Raw genomic sequence first — 20498 nt, 5'->3', positions numbered from 1 at the left:
CTTTTTCGTTTAGGTCATTTACTTCGTGGATTGAAACCATTCATTGGCTGCGGTCACCATATCGGCTCCACCTTCAGCTCTCCATTGAGCCAGGAATTGATCGTAAGCATCAATCGGCTTCGCTCCGGAAATGAATTGCAGCACATTGTCATCGAGCAGGGTCGTCAATTTCAGCAGGTTTTTGGATACAGCTTCAATTGGCGGTGCCGTTGACATCGGATCTACAACGATGATGCCTTCGGCATTTTTCTGGAAGGCTTCGAAATGCGCTTGCAGAATCGGATCCTTACGAACGCGTGCCTGCCAGTAGATTGGGTACTTCTCTTCGTCTACCCCTGTCAAGAAGCTGCTCGCATTATTCAATTCATCATTGAATATCGGCAGAATCGGATAGTACTTTCCGTCCTTTACTTCGTGATGGACGCCTTCTTTACCCAGCGCGATGCCTTTGAATGTCTCTGGCTCCAGCTTCGCGTTCAGGAATTCCATGGCGGCTTCCTTGTTCTTCGAGGATTTCAGAATGGCTACATACCAAGTGGTGTTCGCTTTGGCTCCGACCACCGCTTTGCCGTCCTTGCCTTTCAGATAAGGAATAATGGACGTTTTGGCTTCCGGGAAGTTTTTCTCCAGCGCAGCAATCGTTGTTCCGGCATTCCACCAAGCCAACTTATACATGGCCGCATTGCCGCCCGAGAATTTCTCGATGGACTTCTGTGCGGTATTGATCGGTGTTTCAGTGTCCAGTAGGCCTTCTTTATACAGTTTGTTCATAAAGGTAATGTATTCTTTCATCTCCGGCTGCTCGGCACGATGCACCAGCTTGCCGTCGACCTCTTTCCAATCCGTCAAAATGCCGAATGTCGTGGCAATGTCTCCGTACAGGGAATCCTTGCTCATGGTGAGCGGAATTACCTTTTTCTTCTCTTTGATCGTTTTGAGCACATTATAAAGCTCATCGGCAGTCGTAGGCATGGACAGTCCCAATTCGTCCATCCAATCCTGTCTTACCACAAGTTCCTCCCCGATGCTTACGCCAGCTCCGGTCTCGGGAATGCCGTAAATCTTCCCGTCGATGGTGGCACTGCCGAAGGATTCCTGCTTAATGGATTGCTTGATATAGTTGCCGTGGGATTCCAGCAGCTCATCAAGCGGCTCGAGCGCTCCCGCAGAGGCCAGATTGTAGAACTGCGCTGCATTCAATTTCACAAAATCATAGTTATCTTTGCTGGATACGAGCAGGTTCAGCTTCTCATCCGCGTTCTCGGCCGGCAGCAGTTCGTATTCCACATTAAATCCGGTTCTTTCCTGGATGTACTTGGCCACATACTCAGTCTTCGGATCAAACAATCCATATTGCATGATCATGCGCAGACCCGGTTTTTCAGCCGTTGTGTCTTTGTTCCCCTCATCCTTCGGGGTGCTTGCCGGTGTGTCCGATGGTTGAGCCGCCGGCGTGTCCGTCGTGCCGCCTCCCCCGCCGCCGCATCCGGACAGCGCCAGCGTGAATCCGAGAATCCCGGCCAGTACCGCGGATTTTTTAATCTTGATCATGGATAACCCTCCTTGTGATTGAGAAATTCAATGAATTCTGCCATCTGACAATACGAAGCGCATCACCACCTTTATTATGTAAGCTCTGATAATCTAGCCTTTAACCGAACCTACCAGCACGCCTTTGACAAAATATTTTTGCAGGAATGGATACACCAGCAAAATCGGGATCGTTGCCAGCAGTATCGAGGAAGCTTGTATGGACTGAGGTGTTGCATTAATCGCGGCGTCGACATTATCCTTCAGGAAGTCCCCGCTGGACGAAACCAGCAACTCCTTCAAGTACAGCTGCATCGGCTTGATCGCCGGATCGGTAATGTAGATCATCGCCGCAAAATAGTCATTCCAGAAAGCAACCGCAAAGAACAATCCGATCGTTGCCATAACGGGAAGCGAGAGCGGTACAATGACCGAGACCAGGATACGGATATTCCCCGCGCCATCCAGCTTGGCGGACTCCTCCAGCTCATCCGGAAGCCCCTCGAAATAGTTTTTAATGATGAGCATGTTGTACACGTTCACCATCGCCGGAAGGAATAAAACCGGGAAGGAGTTCACCAGATTCAAATTTTGCATGAGCAGGTACGTCGGAATCAGTCCGCCGCTGAAGAGCATCGTGAATACGAAGATCAACAGCAGGCCTTTCCGTCCCCGCAGCCGGTATTTGGACAACGGATAAGCCGTCAACGTAGTCAGAAACAAGCTGCAAGCTGTTCCGATGATCGTCAGAAAAATGGATACCTTGAGCGAATTCAAGAACATGGAATCCTGCAGCACGTACTTGTACGTTTCGAATTGAACCCCGACCGGGAGCAGCCCAACCTGACCCGATATGACAGCTCCCTCGCTGCTCAAAGATTTTGCGATCAGGTTCATGAAAGGCAGCAGGGTCGTTAAGCCCATCACGATGAAGAACGTATAATTGAATACCGAGAAGCATTTTTCCGAAAACGACGTTTGGATGACACCTCGGGTGGTGTTTGTTCCTTCCAAAGCTTTTTTGTGATCCATTTGCGCCACCCTTTCTTTACCAGATCCCGCGCTGTAAGTATTTTCTGCTCATGGCATTGCCCATGATGACCAATGTGAAGGATATAACGGCTTCGAACAAGCCAACCGCGGTCGAGAAGCTGTAATCCTGGTTCCCGAGACCCTGCCGGTATACATAGGTTCCAATGACATCCGATACCTGGTACACCACCGGATTGTACATGACGAGAATCTGTTCCGTTCCCGCTTCCAGCACGTTTCCGAGCCGCAGAATAAACATCAGGACAATAATCGGTGCGATCCCCGGGAGCGTAATGTGCCACAACTGCTTCCATCGTCCGGCCCCGTCGATCTTCGCGGCTTCATACAGCATCGGATCGATCATTGTAAACGCTGCCAAGTATACGATGGTGCTCCAGCCCGTTTCCTTCCAGCCTGCCGAGGTGATCAGCACGCCTCGGAAGACGCTGTTATCCAGGAAAAACGCAATCTGCTCCATTCCCAGGGATACCAAAACTTTATTGACGATTCCTCCGTTCGTTGAGAGGATATCGATAAACAATCCGCCGACGATGACCCAGGACAAGAAATGCGGAAGATAGATGACGGTTTGCACCGTGCGCTTAAATACCATATTCCTCAGCTCATTGAGCATCAGGGCGATAATGATGGGGAGCGGAAACAAGATCACGATTTTCAGGAAGCTGATGATGACCGTATTTTTGAATACCTGAGCAAAGTCCGGCGACGTGAACAGCTTCTCGAAGTGCTTCCATCCTACCCACGGGCTGTCGGCAAATCCGGTGAAGATGTTGAAATCCTTAAATGCAATCGTTATGCCGTACATCGGCGTGTACTTGAACAGCAAAATGAACAAGATGCCCGGTACGAGCAGCAAATAAAGATCCCACTCTTTCCATATGTCCGACCCTAATCGGCCCCAGTACCCTCGTTTTTTCTTCATCTCTCTATACGGTGCCGGCGATGGTTCTATCGTGGGTTTCATCGACTCGTCTCCCCCTTTCTATTGATTCAATCTCCTTGGTTACTACAAATTGTAATTCCCGGCGCAGGGACTGAGTAGGCGAGGATCATTACTATTTATGGTAATATGATGTTGTGTTGGGGCATGGACGTCAGTAATTATGCCATGAGGTTGCGGTGGGTGTTTCATGATGTGTTAACTTGTCACGATCGGCTAACCGTTGCTCCACTGAAATTCAAAACTGAAAATACACTGCCAAAAAAAGAGGATTGTTCATCACTCCGCATGCGGATTGTTCTTCCGATCCCTGTTACCCCCGGTTTTCTTCCGAATGAAAGAAACAATGTTGAAATCCGGGGATAAAGGGGACCGCTGCCGCTTCTCCAGAACAATTCCGCCTGCTCCGTTGAAGCTTGCTCAAGAATGATGTTGGCATTCGAAGACGGCAATACCGTGCTTCGTCGCCAAGGTGTGCCTCGCTGCTTTACGCCAAGCTTGGCCTCCCTACAAGCCCCCAAACCATACCCGTGCGGGTGATTACTTCTGCCCTGCCGATGGTTGGGGCTGGGGGTATAAACCAAACGAGCCGTTCGGGATGTACGCCCCGAACGGCTCGTTTGGTTAGTTTATGTAACTGCGCACGCTCTGCTGTGCTGCATTTTGCCCCCTCCCCCCGTTATCATGGGGGAGGATGGGGACCCACGCGGACCAGCGGAGAGGACGAATCGATTCCGGAAAAGCGAATGCGGTCGCCTTTGGAGACGAATTTCTTCCTCTGTAAAATCCATTCCAGGAAATTCGGCGACAACAGCGATTGGAGGAACGATACGACCGCGCAGCGGGCTTTCAATCTCTCCCTTCCCCCAACCTCTAGGGGGAGGCTTTTGGGTGGTTTGGACCCACGCGGACCAGCGGAGAGGACGAATCGATTCCGGAAAAGCAAATGCGGTCGCCTTTGGAGCTGAATTTCTTCCTCTGTAAAATCCATTCCAGGAAATTCGGCGACAACAGCGATTGGAGGAACGATACGACCGCGCAGCGGCTTGAAGAGGTTAGCAAGTGCCCTTACTTTTTTGCCCCACACACCCAGTCCATCCCCCAAAACTCATCCCTTAAACTCCCCCGGATTCACCCCCCAATACTTCCGAAACACCTTGGTGAAATAACTGACATCGCGGTACCCGACCAGCCGGGCGGCATCGTACACCTTAAGTCCTTCCTGCAGCAGCGACTTGGCCCGCTCCATTTTGCGTTCCAGCACATAGGTCGAGAAGACAACCCCCATTTCCTGCTTGAACAGCCGGCTGAGGTAGGAAGAATTGACATAGAGCCGATCCGCCACCGTATGCAGCGTAATTTCCTGATCCATTTCCTCCTCAAGCAGGTTCAGAATATCCTTCACCACCTGATTGCTCGTCGTTTTCCGCTGCTCGCTCATAAAGGAGACGATATGTTTCACCGTGCGCTCCAAGAGCGACCAGGTTTGCATTTTGGTGCTCAGCAGCTTGACGTTATGAAAATATTCGATATCCTCGCCGACGACTTTTTTTACCGTCCAACCCTGCTTCTGGATCATCCGGGTAAAGAAGCTGTTCATGAACAGAACCGCCTCATGAAATTCGTCCGAGGATTCGGATCTGGAGAAGGCTTCTTCCCATAACCCCTTCAGCGCCTCCAGCGCTTTCGTCTCGTCGGCCGTTTCCAGCGCGATCTCCAGCGTCTTCTCCAGATTCTGCTGCACGATCACGCCCTGGATATCCCGCTGGAGCTGCTCCCGGTAAGGAATCGCAAGGTCGTGTCCATACACGACGCGCTCCTGAAGCGCCCGGCAGGCCTGCGCATACAGCAGGCTCATATCTTCAATCGCCCCGATAGAAGCACAGATGCCGGCACTTGCCGTCAACTTCAGCACTTCCTTCGTCTGGGAGAGCAGCTTGGATACATCGGCATTCAGCCGCAGCATGGCCTCATTGGCGTCTTGATTTTCCTCCACGATCCACACCATCAGCAGCATACTCCCGGAATCCGACGTGATCCAGAGAGAGGGATGGGACAACAGCTCCTTGGCCAGGCACTGCATCGTAAACTGCAGCAGCTCGACATCTCCCCGTTGAAACCGGGTCTCATCCTCGGGCAGCGGATCCAGTTCGACCACAGCTACCGCAATACGGTCATGCTCCTGCAACGGAATATATAATTCATTGCTCTTGTTAAGAACATCCTGTTTTGCATATTTGCCGCTCACCCATTGAATAAAAAAGAGATTTTGCAGATGCGGAAGATTGTCCTTCCATTTTTGCTCCAACGCCGCCTTGCGCTGCCACTGCTCCAAATCCTCCCGAAGCTGCTGCCTCGCTTCAAGCACCGCTTCGAGAATATCCTCCTCGCCGGCAGGCTTCAATAAATATTTGGACACCCCGTATTCCAGCGCCAGCTGCGCGAACTCGAAGTTGTCATGTCCGCTCAGAATGATCATTTTCGTCAATCGGCTGATATCCTGCCGGCTTCGCAGCTCGCTGAGGAGTGTCAGTCCATCCATTTCAGGCATCTGCACATCAATCAGCATGATATCCGGTTTCTTCCGGCTTACAAGCTCAAGGGCTTCGACACCGTTGGACGCCATACCCACCACTTCAATTCCATGCTTGTCCCACGGGATATTGTAAGCCAGTGCATTACGCAGCCGGGGTTCGTCTTCCACAATCATGAGATTCATTCAGGTCCTCCCCTTTCGAGCGATCTATATATGAGTACCTACTTCAGGTTAACTTCCTTGCAGCGATCCAGCGGAATGGAGATCGTGACGGTTGTACCTTCGCCTGAGACACTGTGAACCGTGAGTTGGGCTTCCTTGCCATAATACAGCTTCATTCGGCTCAGCACGTTCCGAAGACCGAACAGATCCTTCATATGCTCTTCATCCTGGGAAGACGCCGGCACGCTGCGCGAACTCATCATCTCCAGCTCATGCTGGATATAACGCAGTCGTTCTTCCTTAATCCCCGGCCCGTTATCCTGTACGCTAATAACCACGGTCTGCCCCTTTTCGATCCGGCTGGATATGACCAGGCTCCCTCCGGAGGATTTACCCTCCATGCCATGAATGATTGCATTTTCCACCAAAGGCTGGAGCAGGAGCTTAAGGAGCGGAACATCCTTACTCTCTTCCGAAATGTGATAATCCACAGTGAAATTGTCCATGAAACGAAGCTGCTGAATTCGTAAATAGTAGTGCAGATGGGTGATGCTTTCCTCAATCGTGAACACCTGCCTGCCCTTATTTAGGCTCAACCGAAAAAACTTCGACAGGTTCATTACCATCTCGCTGATCTCATCCGCATCGTAGTTTTTGGCCGTCCAGTAAATCGAATCGAGGGTATTGTATAGAAAATGCGGGTTGATCTGGGATTGCAGAAACTTCAACTCGGTCGTCGTTAATCGCAGCTGCTGCTCATAATGATCCTCGATCAGATGCTTCTGTACGACGGCCATCTTGTTAAACGACTGAATGAGAAAGCCAAACTCGTCCTTCCGCTTGGTATCGACATGAATATTCAGCTCCCCGCTGCTGAGCCGCTTCATCCCGCGCGACAATTTCAACACAGGGGAGGCAATTCCGCTGTAAACCACCCATGAAATAATGATGGCCAGCAGGATGCTCAGCCCGATGATCGCAACCGTGAACAGGCGCAGCTGATCAGTCTCTTTGTACAGCTCGCTTTTCGGCTGAACCAGCGCGAGGCGCCATGCGGAGTAATCCGAGTCAATCGCTACGGTCATATCCTTGTCGGAAATGTTATCCTCATGCACTCTGCCGGTCTCCACCACCACTTGTCCCTTTTCGTTCAACAGGGCGATACGGCTGTTCTCGGAGGGAAGCAGCGTCTTGATGATATTTAACAGCTTGCTCTTGTTAAATGACACCACCAGCAGATTCGACTGCCGCTCGCTGTTGTACAGGTCCATCGCACGAATCAAGGAGACGCTGTCCGTATTCGTCATCTGGCCAAAAGTGATGCCCTCCGCCACTGGGGATTCCGACATCACGTAGGAAATCCCCGTTCCGTTCCTCCGGGCAGCTTCGACAAGCCATTCCCGCTGCGTCTCACCCGTCAGCTCTTTGCCGCCATAATGAGTAGAGATTAACCTGCTGGATGCCGGATGATACACCGAAATTTGGGATACAAACCGGTTCACCGAAACGGAATTCAATAACTGATCCAATATATCCGAGAAATCCACGATCGAATGAGGGGAGAAGTTGGTGCTGTTTTTGTTCAACAGCTCATTCATTCCAGGATCACTTGCAATCAGGGTGGATATCTCCTCCACGTTTTGCAGCGCCAGATCAAAATGATTCATCGCTGACGAAAGCGCCATCTCCGTCCGCTCGACCGCCTGTTCATACAGAATATCCCGGGACCGTTCCACCGCAAACAGGCTGATGATGACCAGCGGCAGCAGGATCAGCAGAAAATAACCGGTTAAGCGGGTTTGAATATTTTGCGAAAACCGATCCCGTACCCAGCGAATCAACGCCATCATTCGAGTCCCCCCTCCTTTGGCGGCCGACATCATTGTTTGGAGTACCATTCATTCACTTCCTTCGTGATTTCATCTCCTCCTTCTTCCTTCCACCTCTTCACATAGTCATCGAAGGCATCCAGCGGTTCCAGCCCCATAATGATCTTCGTAAACACATCCTCCAGATTTTTAAGCTTATTGCTGTACTTCGTCATGGCAGGTGTGGGAACGCCATAGAATGCATTCGGGGTTATATGCGAATGAATCATCTGCAAGTTGTTGTATAGGTTGAAATCGCCTAGTGAGTCAAGCCGCTCCTTAAACAGCATTTGGTCCGGCACATCTACAAGCGACTGATAAATTCCACGGTACAAATGCTTGTCGTGAAGCGCAAAATCCGTAACGATCGCCCCCTCCTCCCAACGCCAGATTTCGTTCTCGAAGCCGAGCTTCAGCGTCTTATAGTCACTGGCGATAAAGTCCAGAAACTTAATCACTTCGGCTGCTTTCTCCGATTCGGCGGGAATGACATTGTAGCCGCGGATAATATCCTTGCCTTCCACCCCTTTGAGTCCGTCCGGTCCCGTGGGATACGGTAGCGGAATCCACTTTGCCTCCGGATCCTTGCTCATATTGGCCGCAATCGGTCCCCGCGTATCGTACCAAGCTGCGGAGAAGAGGCCCACCGTGCCATTTTCTATTTTTTCGAACAGATTATTTTGCAGGTTAAGAGGAAACTCTCGATCGAGCAGATTCTCCTGATACAGCTTGGCAAAAAACGCGAGGGTCTCCTTTGTTTCAGGCAGAATGCTTCCGTTCACCAACTTCCCGTCCCGTTCAAACCACATATTACGCTGCGTGCCGAAGGCTCCGAAGAACGGGGAAGATCTGCCCAAATTCGATGTGAGCGTAAGGCCGATCGTATCCTGCACACCGTTGCCGTCCGGATCATCGAGCGTGAAGGCACGGATGACTTCGTAATATTCCTCCAGTGTTTCAGGCGGCTCCAGGCCTAGCCGATCAAGCCAATCCTTTCGGACATACATCAGCTCTGCCCCGGTCACCTCATTCAAGCTCGGAACCGCATAGATTTTACCGCCATATCGAACCCGATCCCAGACCTCCGGCGGAATTTTCTCCTTTAGATGGGGACCGTACTTGTCGATTAACTCATCCAGCGGCATAAATGCCTTTTGCTTGACATAATTGTCGAACCACACCGGTTCATACGTATGAAGCATATCCGGCAAGTTGCCGGAGGACATAATGACATCCAGCTTCTCGTTGTATACCTCAGGCGGCGGAAGATTAACTCCGATTTCAAGTCCCGTGCGCTCTTCAATGTAATTCAGATACGGATTGTCATTCTCGTCCATCCCGGCAGGAAACGTCATCCCGAGACTGGAAATGACGATGCTGATGGATGCGCTCTTCGGTTGATTCTCCGGCGGATGTTCTCCCTCAGAGTCCGTACTGTTACACCCGGCAGCAAGGAGCATCAGAAATACACAGACGGGAAGCAATAGAACGTTACCTTTAAGCAGCCTTGACACCCTTCGATTCCCATGTTGAAATAACTCATCATTACAGGCCTTGTTCATCGGCATATGTCCTCACTCCCTCAGCTAGTAAGCTAATATTACTATATAACGATTTTATGGTGAGCACGCTCACCTTTATAATCATTCTGTAATGTTTTGCAGCTTCCTTCACCCCGGATAAAAAGAAAAGAGCCGTCCCCGGTCTTCCCAAACCAGGGTGCGGCTCTATCTATAACAAAACATTCATCCTGACATCAAGGACCATGACGTCCCTTTTTACAGCTCGTGTTATTGTTTGGCACAACACACATGCAAGATTAAGCTCCCGCTCCAATTGATCGGCCCGCCCAAAAACTCGTGAGGTCAATTAGACCAACACTATTTTGGATCCTCTTGATCGCTGCCGTGTTCCAGAAGCGGAATTTCGTTACGCTGCTCTTCCGATTGCACCTGGATCACTTCGAACGTACGGCCACAGTGGGCACAAAACTTAGCGTTCATAGCGGAGCTGTTCCCACAGCCTCTGCATACCTTCTCATCCGTAAGATTGGCGATATGAAGCAGATTTTGTTCGATTTCAAAATTCAATTGATGAATCTTGGCCACGTAGCTCTTAATACTATCCTGATCAGGCGGCCATTTCCCAGCTTCGGTTGCAGCAAATACAACCTTGCCGATTTCCAGAAGCTGTTCATCGATGTCGCTTTTTTTACCATTGTTCTGCAGCTTTAACCGATTGATCTCCACCAGCGTTTTGGCTTTGTTTCCGGCGTCGGACACACCGGCCTTAAATTTATCAAAAAAACTCAAGTATGTTCACCTCTCTCTGTTCACCCGCGTTTGAAGCTTTAATTACTTTATTCCTATAAGGAGATTCTCAGAATTTTATCATGATCGGTATAGTTCACGCCAGCACCAAGCCCTCTTGCAAACACCTGAATCGGAACGTACGTCACGCCGTCGATCACTTTTGGAGCTACCGTAACGGTTTCCGATTTGCCGTTGTAAAAGACTGTTGTGCTGCCAATCGTGAGTGTTACTTTATGATTGCCTCTTTGCACGCCAATACTGGCCGCTTCGCGATTCCAGGTAACCTCAGCACCCATTCCTTCAGCGATTTCCCGCAGCGGCACCAGATTGACGTTGTTATACACCAACGGCTCACTGCCAAACTTCACCACGCTGCCGTTAACGAAAACTTTAAGACCCGACTTGGCATAAGCAGGAGCTGCCGGCTTCGGCGCAGTGGATTTTGTCGTACTATTCTTCGATGATTTGGCTTTAGGCGTCGATGAAGACGATGTGCTGCCTGAAGAGCTCCCTCCGCCATTATGATAATGATACTCGCCATAAGACAGACCCCAGCGTTCGCAATTGGTACGGCAGGTATGCCCGCCATTGGCATCCGTTCTTCCCGGATGAGCAGAAACAACCGAACCGGACACAAGCAATAAAGCGATGGTGCAGCACAGCATTTTTTTCTTCATAACTAACATTACCCCCTGGTATAATATTCCTCCACTACATTCTAGCATATTTTGTATATAGCAGATGAATATATAGAGGGCTACATAACATAGAAGAAAGACTATTGCATGCTGATGATCGCTTGCCTTGTTTCATTTTCAACCCCAGCGTTTATTCGTTACATATAACAGATCCTTTTGTGCCAAAATATTGCCAGAAAGGAATGAGGCCCTGATGAATAAAAAGAAACCTGAATATGATGGACAGTTCCCCGGCGTTGACCCTATTCCCGAACCCGATCGTCCGGATCAAGCCGCAACCGATAAACTCGACGATCTGGTCCTTGGCGTTTTGGAAGACAAAGATGAATCGAAAATCGATATCGATCCCGATACGGAAAATTACGATAAACTTCGCAAAAAGTAAGACAAGTCTCGCTTCAATATAATGTAAAAAATGAAATCAATCTGTAAAAGTGTTCAAAAATAATTTATCGTTCTCATTTTGAGAACGATTATTTTTATGTTATGATTAACATAGAAGCTTGGGACGAAGGGGGAGTAACCGTGAACTGTTTCTTAAAAACAGCAAGAATTCTTTGGATGCTGGTACTTGTTCTGGTTACGGCATTTGCCCTTTACATTCCCGTCCAGGAGTACTACAGCAGCGAAACCCATGATGAGCGGTATGTATACAAGCATGACCATCATCTGAAAGCGGCTGTTCTGAAACACTCTCACATTCTCTCCAAACTTAAGGCAGCCGGCAATGCCTTGCCGCTGTTCTTATTGATGTCGGCCGTTCTCATGCTGCAGGCTCCCAAAACACGTCTGCCTTATCGGCCGATCATTCCGCTTCGACTCCGGCTTTTATTATTATTCCCCATTAAATACACATCGAAGTTCGTTTAGTATCCTCCCCTTTTTCGCTTTCAAACTGACTGCGGTTTCTTAAATTCGCCCAATTTCTCATTTCTCAGGCAACCCTACGATCAACCTGTGATGATTTACGTATGCACATAGGTTTATTAAAGACTGTACAATTTCATCCTGAATGGATTATTGTATTTGGCTGCGTATATTTTGAGATCCGTGTGACCGGTCTGCAAAAAACTAAAAAAGTGTATTTTTAGGAGGATTTTAACCTATGCATGTTCGCGAAACAGATTTGCCCGGAATTGGTAAGAAGTTCGTAATTGATACCCGCGGTGGTGATAAACTGGTCATTATCATCCACGATGACGGCCGACGTGAAATGTACCATTATGAGCATGACGATCCGGACGAAAGCATCTCCATGATTTCCCTGGATGATGATGAGGCTCGCCAAATTGCCGCCATCGTTGGCGGTCTCACTTATAAACCTAAAGCGCTGGAAACGATCGACATCGCGCTGGACGAATTGATTATCGAATGGTATCGCATCGAGCCCCATTATTACGGGGCAGGCAAATCGATTGGTGATTTGGGCGTACGGCAAGCCTCAGGTGCAACCATCATTGCCACAGTTGATAAAAACAGTAAACAAATCAATCCCGGACCTGACGTTATTATTACGCCGGACTCGACTCTCGTTGTCGTCGGTGAACGTCAACAACAGCGGCTATTTAAACAAATCTTGATGAACGGACGTGGTTGATGAATGGATCATTTGGTTTTAGAAGTTGGACTGGCGATTTTCCTGATCGCCCTGGCGGGGTTGCTATCAGCTAAACTCCGGTTTTCCGTCGTCCCTTTCTACATTCTGGTGGGGATGGCGGTAGGGCCACATGCTTTTCATTTTGGATCATTCGATTTTCGTTTTATAGAAAGTGCCCCATTCATCGACTTTATGGGTCGCATCGGCGTGCTGTTCCTTCTGTTCTATCTTGGCCTTGAATTCTCGGTCGGCCGGTTAATCAAATCAGGGAAGTCCATCGTTGTTGGCGGCAGCATCTATATTGCCATTAACTTTACGCTTGGACTGATGATCGGGATCTTTTCCGGATTCCCCGTGGCGGAAACACTCATTGTTGCGGGAATAACCACCATCTCCTCAAGCGCGATCGTAGCGAAGGTGCTGGTTGACCTGAAAAGAACGGCGAATCCCGAAACCGAGATGATTCTTGGTATTATCATGTTCGAGGATGTTTTCCTGGCTGTCTATATCTCTATTCTGTCCGGTCTCGTATTGAGCGGATCATCATCGCTGGGCGGAGTACTGTTATCTGCGGTGATCGCCCTCGGATTTATGCTGCTTGTCCTTATTATCGGCCGTAAAGCCGTACCGCTTCTGAATAAAGCATTAAATATACGGTCGAACGAATTGTTTGCCTTAGTTGTTTTTGGCGCGTTGTTCCTCCTCGCAGGATTCGCCGAGACGATTCATGTCGCCGAGGCCATCGGCGCTCTGCTCGTCGGGCTTGTCCTGGCTGAGACAGAGCATCGTGAACGCATTGAGCATTTGATATTACCATTCCGTGATTTCTTTGGAGCCATATTCTTCTTTAGCTTCGGTTTAACGATTGTACCTTCCGAGCTTGGCGGAGCTGTGTGGTTATCGCTGATCGCCGTGATCATCACGCTCCTTGGCAACTTTATTGCAGGCATGCTTGCAGGACGCAGTGCGGGATTGTCCTCCAAAGCATCCTCCAATATCGGTCTGACCATCGTATCCCGCGGAGAATTCTCCATTATTCTCGCGAATATGGGGAAAGCGGGCGGGCTTGCAACCTTCATTCAGCCGTTCGCAGCACTGTATGTGCTGATACTGGCCATACTCGGACCGCTGCTCACCAAGGAGTCCAAGCATGTGTATAACTTCTTGAACAAAATCATTAAATTTAAAGACTATAAGGAGAAGAAACCGGTTAAACCGAAGCTAAAGGATGAAAGTGCTAGCGGATAAAGGAGGGTACATTGCCTATGGTTCAAGCCCCGGTCCGGGTAACGAACGGTCCGCAAAAGGTCGTAAATAAGGCAAGTACACGAAGAAGAATGAGCATGGCTGCCATCGGAGGCCTGATAGCGGCATTCGGTTTAGATTTATTTCTTGTTCCCAGCGGCATCATCGCGGGAGGCGTGACGGGAATCTCTGCGCTCGCTTCGCATCTGACGGGACTTCATACCGGCATGTTTCTGTTTGCATTAAACCTGCCTCTGCTCCTGCTGGCCTACCGTAGGTCCAACCGGGAAAAAGCCGTCATTGCCACCGTCGGGCTGCTTACTTTTTCCGTATGCTCGATCCTGTTTTTTCCGGTTCCCGCTCTCATTGACAGCAACATCGGGAGCGCAGGCATCGGCGGCATTATCCTTGGGCTGGGCATCGGACTCGGCCTTCGTTACGGCGTCGTCCTGGACACACTCCAAATGCCCAAGATGCCGCAGCAGATGTCACATCTGTTAACCCGTTTAAAGCTGCCATACGTCCATATCATGGTCAATACATTCGTACTGTCATTGGCCGGACTGCTGCTCGGCTGGGAACGAGCGATGTACTCTGCAATCGCATGCCTGATGGCGCTGGAGACCGGACGTATTACGACTTCAAGCCTTCCGCTTAAACGAGAGGTCCGAATTCGCAGCGTGAGCGAAGCGGAAATCAGACACAGCATGAAAGCCATCATGGGGTATGAATCCCAGGCTCCTAACACGAAAGATGACGCTATGCATGATGGTGACACCATCGGTTCGATGCAGCTGGTCTATCGGGTTCACATTCTGGAGATGCCCAGGTTCAAATCCATCGTGAGAAGCCTGGATCCGAATGCCGAGATTACCATCATTCAGAAGTAAGTTTCTCTCTAACATGTAACCAGGCCGGCTAAGGGTTTGCCCTAGCCGGCCTGGTTTTTTAAGATATCAGGAGTATAAACTCCGAAGCTTAAGCCTTCCTGATATCGCAAGAAAAACATCCCCTAACCGCTGTCTGTCTTCTAAAGAAAGTAAGTCGATAGACGTTTTTCTGATGACATCCCTGCTATTTACGAAACTGCTGGATCAGAAACAGAATCAACGAGCCCACCACGCTGATGACGAGGCAGGTTACAATCGGAAAATAAATTTTGACATGGGGTTTATCCACCACGATGTCACCTGGCAGCCGGCCGACAAATCGTCCAATGACAGGCCACAGCAGCCCGATCACAATTAGAGCGCCACCTATCCATAATAGAGCCCGAGTTACAGGATGCAAGGGTACGGTCACCTCATTCATCAAATCAAACACGTAAGCACGCGTGTTTCCTTGTATCATAGCGGATTTGGGGTGCCGCCTGCAAGGTCGGGCTTTCCTGTCAATCAAGCGATCATCCTTTCACCGCCCCCGCCGTCATTCCGTCGATAAAATACTTCTGGAAGGCCATGAACAAAATAAAGATCGGAATGATCGAGAAGAAGGAGCCGACAATTAATAAATCATAGTTGTTCCCGTAAGGAGTCAAGAGCGTCTTCAATCCGATCGGAAGGGTATACTTGCTATCGTCACTGAGCACCATGAACGGCCATAGAAAGTTGTTCCAGCTGTTCATGCCGTTCAGGATCGCCATAGCAGCGAAGGATGGCTTCATCACAGGCAGGATCAGCCGCATATAGATTCCGTATTCCGTCGCGCCGTCCACCCGCCCTGCCGCAATCATTTCTTTTGGAACCCCTCTTAAATACTGCCTGAAGAAGAAAATCGTGGCCGCGCTTGCGATCCCCGGCAGGACAATCGCCGAGTATGAATTCATTAGGCCCAGGTTGTACGTCAGGGAGTATAGCGGAAGAAGAAGAATTTCAAAAGGAACCATCATAATCAGAAGCACGCAGATAAACAAGAAGTTCTTGCCGATGAAATCGTAGGCTGCAAACCCGTAGGCAACGGTTGCGCTGACCAGCAGGGTTAACGTAACCTGCACCACCGTAAGGAGCAAGGAGTTAAAAAACCACATGAAGTAGGAGTGGTCGCCCGTAAACAGGTAGGTGAAATTGTCCAGGCTCATCACCGACAGGTCAAATTTCAAATTCAGTCCATACCGGATCAAATCCTCGCCGGGTTTAAACGAGGCAATGGTGACGGCGTAGAAAGGGACCAGGATTAAAAAGCAAAGTATGGAGAACAAAATGAAGAGGATTATTTTGACCAGCGTTTCTCTTCTCATCCTCAATCCTCCTTCTTGAACATGCCGGAGAGCTTTAGCTGCGTCAGGTTAATGAGCATGGTGATTGCCAGCAGCACAATCCCTACAGCGGCCGCATAACCCAGATTGTTCTTCTCAATGCCTTGACGGTACAGATAACCAACGATTGTGAGGCCGATATTTTTCGGGGAGTTGTTGCCGTTCCAGAGCATCATGCTTTCGATAAACATGGCAAGCCCCGCATAAATGCTGATCGTTAACACATAAATCGTGGTCGGCTTCAGCAAAGGCATCGTGATTTTGGTAAACTTCTGAAAGGCCGAAGCCCCATCGATGGATGCCGCCTCGTAATATTCGCCCGGGATGTTTTTGAGCCCCGATAAAAAATAGAGCATATTCACTCCCGTCCACCGCCATGTGGCAAGAGCTACCAGAGCAATATAACCGGTAACCTGTCCCTTCAGAAACTTCACCGGGTCGATCCCGAACCACCCCAGTATACTGTTAATGAGCGACCCTTCCATCTCGCCGAACATCAGCCGAAAAATGGTGCCTGCTACAACAACCGACGTCAGTGCCGGGAAGAAAAAGGATGACTTGAAAAACTCTCTTCCCCACATAAACTTATTGTTGATCAGTACAGCGAACAGCATGGGAAACGGAATGAGAATAAGGAGCGTCAGGATCATGTATATCGCGCTGTTCGTCACCGCCTTCAGAAAGACGCCGTCCCCCATCAGCTTCCCGTAGTTAGCCAAGCCGATCCAATCCGCCTCCTGCCCGAGCTGCGTCTTCTGAAAGCTCATGCTAAACGAGCTGCCCAGCGGAAACACCCAGAATATGAGGAATACCAGAATAAAGGGCAGGACAAACACGTAAGGAGCAACCTTTTGCGAGTACAGAAATTTTTTAATCATGATTCTACTCCTTTAATGAGAGCCGCTCACCGACGAATCCATGAGCAGCTCTTCGTTTTTGTACCGTATGAGCGAGAGTCATTTCAATTCCTGTTCAATTTGCTTTTGGGCATCGTTCAGAGCTTCGGTAATGTCCTTGCCATCCTCAAAAATCTCGTTGAAGGTCGTGGTGCACAGGACGTTGTTGATGGTAGGCGATGCGGAGGTCGATTTGATTAACCGGATTTCATCCCGGATCTCATTCAACACATCAAACGGGTTATTGACAAAATATTTCACGAACTGATTCTCGGCATTGTGCGTAACATCCTTCATATCCCAAACGTCCATATTAACCGGATCGAATCCCAGCGTGTTCCAGATCTCTTTATTGGCATCCAGGGACAGCTTGGCGAATGCCAGAAAGTCTTTCGCCAACTGTACGTCTTTTGCGGTCTTGGTAACGACCGTGCCGGTGCCGCCGCCGCCAACCGATCTTGGCATTCCTTCTTCAATGACCGGAATCGGCGCGATGGCTATTTTCCCGGACAAGTCGGACATGTAGTTGGTGTATCTGGACATTTGCCATAGCGGCATAAAAGCCGTAGCGTAATTTCCTGCATTAAACTCTCCATATGCTTCTTCAGTATCAGGCTGGCCGCCGGCAATGGTCGCTATGACATTGTTATCCTGCAAGTCCTTGAGCAGCGTCATCGCCTTCACCATCGCTTCCGAGTTCACGATCGGATTGCCGGAATCGTCCGTCAGATCCGCACCTTGCTGCGCCAATAGCATAGAAGCTTGCCAGGCTGCGCTTGTATCGGCTGTTCCCATGTACTTGCCTGTTTTTTCATACACCTGGATTCCCGCCTGCTTGAAATCCTCCCAAGTTACGATATCCTCATAGTTGACCCCGGCCTCCTCCAAAATCTCGGTATTATAGAAGGCAACGGATGCGCCAACATGGGTCGGGATGCCGTAGTTCACATCTTCCTTGCTGTATAGGTCAATTCGGGATTTGACGATGGTCTCCCGGTATGGATCAATCACGTCATTGAGCGGTTCTAACTGCGGCGTACCGGACAGGAAATCCGGAAACTTCCCAAGCTCGATATCCGCAATGTCGGGTGCCCCTGTCCCCGATTGAACCGCAATAGACAATTTGTTATGCATGTCGTCATACGGCATGACCGTCACGTTCAGCTTGATTTGGCGTTCGGGATTCTCAGCGTTCCATTTACCCAGCATTTTCTCGAAATGCTGTCCGTGCAGCTCAACAAACGTCCAATACGACAGCTCCGTAGCGCTTTCCCCTGCCCCTCCATCCAGAACAGAGGTTTCGCCGCCGGCATTGTTTGATTTACCGCACCCCCACAGAAACAACGTCAAACATAACACCATGAATACAACCATCCATTTTTTCATCATCCTACTGGACCTCCCTTAATGTTCGTTCATACAAACCTACACTTCAAAAATCGTACTTCTGCCACCCTCCAGAAATAAAGCGCTTTCATAATGTGTGTAATTTGATATGAGTATTTGGGAGACGGGGCGGTCCATGGTTCAACCGCCCCTGAATTTCCTTAAGCTTTTTTCAAGCGAATAACGTTCCATGATGCTTTACCAAGCCTTGCGGTAACCATGCCATTATCAAGCTTAGCTCCACCCTGATGATGAGGCTTGACTCTTTCCTCGGATGCGGTATTCACCGCTTTGAGATCCTCATGCTCCATCACGATATGCTCCAACAGCCGGTAGCCTTCAAAGCTGCGCACATCACATTCGAGCTCCAATGCTTCCTCCAGATGACGATTCACGGCAAAGATCGTAATTTCTTCATCCTCTTCGTTATGAACAACCGCGCTGTCCAGATACGGAACATCGGTAAAATCCTTGGAATCATACTTCGGTGACTCGACGATTGGCAGCAGCGATACGCCCCGGCCAAATTTGGAAGCATGCAGATACGGATAAAAGATCGTCTGCTTCCAAGAACGGCCGCCGTTCTCGGTCATAATCGGCGCGATTACGTTGACGAGCTGTGCCAGGCAAGCCATCTTTACCCGGTCTGCGTGGCGCAGGAAGGTGATCAGCATGCTGCCGACAAGAATGGCATCCTCGAAATTATACACATCCTCCAGCTGCGGCGGAGCAATGCTCCATGGATCAATCTGCCTGTCGGCGTCATTGGAATGGTACCAGACATTCCACTCGTCGAAGCTGAGATACATCGTCTTTTTGCTGCGTTTCTTAGCCTTGATGTAATCGCAGGTGGATTTGACCGTATGAATAAAGTGATCCATATCCAGGGAAAGGGCCAGATAGTTGGCGGTATCGTTATCGCGGTTACCGTAATATTGATGCAGCGATATGTAATCCACTGCCTCGTACGTATGATCCAGCGTCACGGCTTCCCATTCAGGGAATGTCGGCATCCCCGTGCTCGAGCTTCCGCATGAAACCAGTTCAATGGTCGGGTCGACAAGCCGCATGGCTTTTGCCGTCTCCAGCGCAAGCCGGCCGTATTCCGTCGAGGTCTTATGCCCAATCTGCCAAGGTCCATCCATCTCGTTGCCAAGGCACCAGGTCTTGATCTTGTGCGGCTGTTCATAACCATGACTGCGTCTTAGATCACTCCAGTATGTGCCTCCGGGATGGTTGGTGTATTCCAGCAGATTTCTGGCGGCGTCGATCCCCCGAGTACCCAAATTCACGGCCATCATGACATCCGAGCCCACTTCCTTGGCCCAGGATATAAACTCGTTCGTGCCGACATCGTTCGGCTCCAGCGTTCTCCAGGCCAGCTCCAGCCGCTTTGGCCGTTCGGCAACAGGACCTACGCCATCTTCCCAGTTATAACCCGATACAAAATTCCCGCCGGGATATCTTATAATCGGGACATCCAGTTCCTTGATCAGTTCCTTCACGTCGTTACGAAAGCCGCCTGCATCCGCGGTTTCATGGCCGGGTTCGTAAATCCCGCCATATACAGCGCGGCCCAGATGTTCAATGAACGAACCATAAATACGGTTATCAACTTGCGCGATCCGAAACGACTTATCCACGATCATACGTGCTTTCAATTTCTCAGCTGCCAAGTCCTTCACCTTCCGTTGATATAATTATGAAACAATTCAAATAATATTGAATGAATTCGTTTTCATGTATAAAATATCATATGAGAGGTCGGCTGTAAATATATAAATATAAAATGATTTATATAAATTAGAAATGAATTGTTTTCCTCCCTAAAAAATCGTTTGGTTCTGCTCAAAATCACCACTTTTTCGTATGTCTCGATTTATTATTTTCATAATAATTTCAAACAAAATGATTTTTAACTATTCAAATTGTTATTTTTCAATCAAATTCATGAAGAATTAGATGACATCTTTATTTAGCGCTCATATTGATTTATAATTATTTGAAATAAAAGTCTTTAC

19 protein-coding genes are annotated in these 20498 nt (G+C 49.3%); 5 read left to right on the top strand and 14 right to left on the bottom strand.

Translation table 11 applies throughout. The annotated features are described in order from the left end of the window. Nucleotides 1-18: 18 nt before the first annotated feature. The 9 genes from AK95_RS26120 to AK95_RS26080 form a co-directional block, all read right to left on the bottom strand. On the bottom strand, nt 19-1551 hold the full coding sequence (locus tag AK95_RS26120) for an extracellular solute-binding protein (RefSeq protein ID WP_071222840.1): 1533 nt from the start codon (nt 1549-1551) through the stop codon (nt 19-21). A 93-nt stretch (nt 1552-1644) separates the two neighbouring features. Then, nucleotides 1645-2562 (bottom strand): carbohydrate ABC transporter permease, encoded by a 918-nt coding sequence (locus AK95_RS26115; protein WP_071222839.1) that lies wholly within the window; start codon nt 2560-2562, stop codon nt 1645-1647. A gap of 16 nt (nt 2563-2578) precedes the next feature. Beyond that, nucleotides 2579-3547 (bottom strand): ABC transporter permease, encoded by a 969-nt coding sequence (locus AK95_RS26110; RefSeq protein WP_071222838.1) that lies wholly within the window; start codon nt 3545-3547, stop codon nt 2579-2581. A gap of 658 nt (nt 3548-4205) precedes the next feature. Further along, nucleotides 4206-4610: a hypothetical protein gene (locus AK95_RS26105; protein WP_071222837.1), complete on the bottom strand. Its 405-nt coding sequence runs from the start codon at nt 4608-4610 to the stop codon at nt 4206-4208. A gap of 21 nt (nt 4611-4631) precedes the next feature. Continuing rightward, nucleotides 4632-6242 carry a response regulator transcription factor gene (locus AK95_RS26100; RefSeq protein ID WP_071222836.1) on the bottom strand — a complete coding sequence of 537 codons (1611 nt, stop codon included), beginning with the start codon at nt 6240-6242 and terminating at the stop codon, nt 4632-4634. Between the two features lie 38 nt (nt 6243-6280). After that, a complete protein-coding gene (locus AK95_RS26095; RefSeq protein ID WP_071222835.1) occupies nt 6281-8071 on the bottom strand; it encodes a cache domain-containing sensor histidine kinase in 1791 nt (596 codons plus the stop codon). A 29-nt stretch (nt 8072-8100) separates the two neighbouring features. Continuing rightward, a complete protein-coding gene (locus AK95_RS26090) occupies nt 8101-9657 on the bottom strand; it encodes an extracellular solute-binding protein (RefSeq protein WP_071222834.1) in 1557 nt (518 codons plus the stop codon). Between the two features lie 312 nt (nt 9658-9969). Next, nucleotides 9970-10401 carry a zinc ribbon domain-containing protein gene (locus AK95_RS26085; RefSeq protein WP_071222833.1) on the bottom strand — a complete coding sequence of 144 codons (432 nt, stop codon included), beginning with the start codon at nt 10399-10401 and terminating at the stop codon, nt 9970-9972. 53 nt (nt 10402-10454) lie between these two features. After that, the gene (locus tag AK95_RS26080) at nt 10455-11078 is read right to left on the bottom strand and encodes a copper amine oxidase N-terminal domain-containing protein (RefSeq protein WP_071222832.1); all 624 of its coding nucleotides are present in this window, start codon (nt 11076-11078) and stop codon (nt 10455-10457) included. Nucleotides 11079-11292: 214 nt separating this feature from the next. Here AK95_RS26080 and AK95_RS26075 point away from each other — a divergent pair, with 214 nt between their 5' ends. The 5 genes from AK95_RS26075 (at nt 11293) to AK95_RS26055 (ending at nt 14831) form a co-directional block, all read left to right on the top strand. Next, nucleotides 11293-11484, top strand: a complete 192-nt coding sequence (locus AK95_RS26075) for a hypothetical protein (protein WP_071222831.1) — start codon at nt 11293-11295, stop codon at nt 11482-11484. 140 nt (nt 11485-11624) lie between these two features. After that, on the top strand, nt 11625-11969 hold the full coding sequence (locus tag AK95_RS26070; RefSeq protein WP_162487655.1) for a hypothetical protein: 345 nt from the start codon (nt 11625-11627) through the stop codon (nt 11967-11969). Between the two features lie 235 nt (nt 11970-12204). Next, nucleotides 12205-12696, top strand: coding sequence for a cation:proton antiporter regulatory subunit (locus AK95_RS26065; RefSeq protein WP_071222829.1), 492 nt, complete (start codon nt 12205-12207; stop codon nt 12694-12696). A gap of 3 nt (nt 12697-12699) precedes the next feature. Continuing rightward, nucleotides 12700-13944 (top strand): cation:proton antiporter, encoded by a 1245-nt coding sequence (locus tag AK95_RS26060; protein WP_071222828.1) that lies wholly within the window; start codon nt 12700-12702, stop codon nt 13942-13944. 17 nt (nt 13945-13961) lie between these two features. Next, entirely contained in the window at nt 13962-14831 is an 870-nt protein-coding gene (locus AK95_RS26055; RefSeq protein WP_071222827.1) for a YitT family protein, read from the top strand. 184 nt (nt 14832-15015) lie between these two features. On the opposite strand, the gene AK95_RS26050 is transcribed toward AK95_RS26055, so the two are convergent. The 5 genes from AK95_RS26050 to arfA all read right to left on the bottom strand — a co-directional run bounded on the left by AK95_RS26050 (nt 15016) and on the right by arfA (nt 20126). After that, nucleotides 15016-15231, bottom strand: coding sequence for a DUF2905 domain-containing protein (locus AK95_RS26050; RefSeq protein WP_071223055.1), 216 nt, complete (start codon nt 15229-15231; stop codon nt 15016-15018). Between the two features lie 112 nt (nt 15232-15343). Then, nucleotides 15344-16177: a carbohydrate ABC transporter permease gene (locus AK95_RS26045; protein WP_071222826.1), complete on the bottom strand. Its 834-nt coding sequence runs from the start codon at nt 16175-16177 to the stop codon at nt 15344-15346. 2 nt (nt 16178-16179) lie between these two features. Then, nucleotides 16180-17073: a carbohydrate ABC transporter permease gene (locus tag AK95_RS26040; protein WP_071222825.1), complete on the bottom strand. Its 894-nt coding sequence runs from the start codon at nt 17071-17073 to the stop codon at nt 16180-16182. A 78-nt stretch (nt 17074-17151) separates the two neighbouring features. Continuing rightward, nucleotides 17152-18480: an ABC transporter substrate-binding protein gene (locus AK95_RS26035; protein ID WP_071222824.1), complete on the bottom strand. Its 1329-nt coding sequence runs from the start codon at nt 18478-18480 to the stop codon at nt 17152-17154. Nucleotides 18481-18638: 158 nt separating this feature from the next. Next, a complete protein-coding gene (arfA, locus tag AK95_RS26030; RefSeq protein WP_181469944.1) occupies nt 18639-20126 on the bottom strand; it encodes an arabinosylfuranosidase ArfA in 1488 nt (495 codons plus the stop codon). Nucleotides 20127-20498: the final 372 nt, after the last annotated feature.

Origin of the sequence: Paenibacillus sp. LC231, from assembly GCF_001860525.1 — a bacterium.
Taxonomy (GTDB): Bacteria; Bacillota; Bacilli; order Paenibacillales; family Paenibacillaceae; genus Paenibacillus_AQ.
Note: the sequence above shows the minus strand (reverse complement) of the source record. Positions and strands in the feature narration are given on the sequence as shown.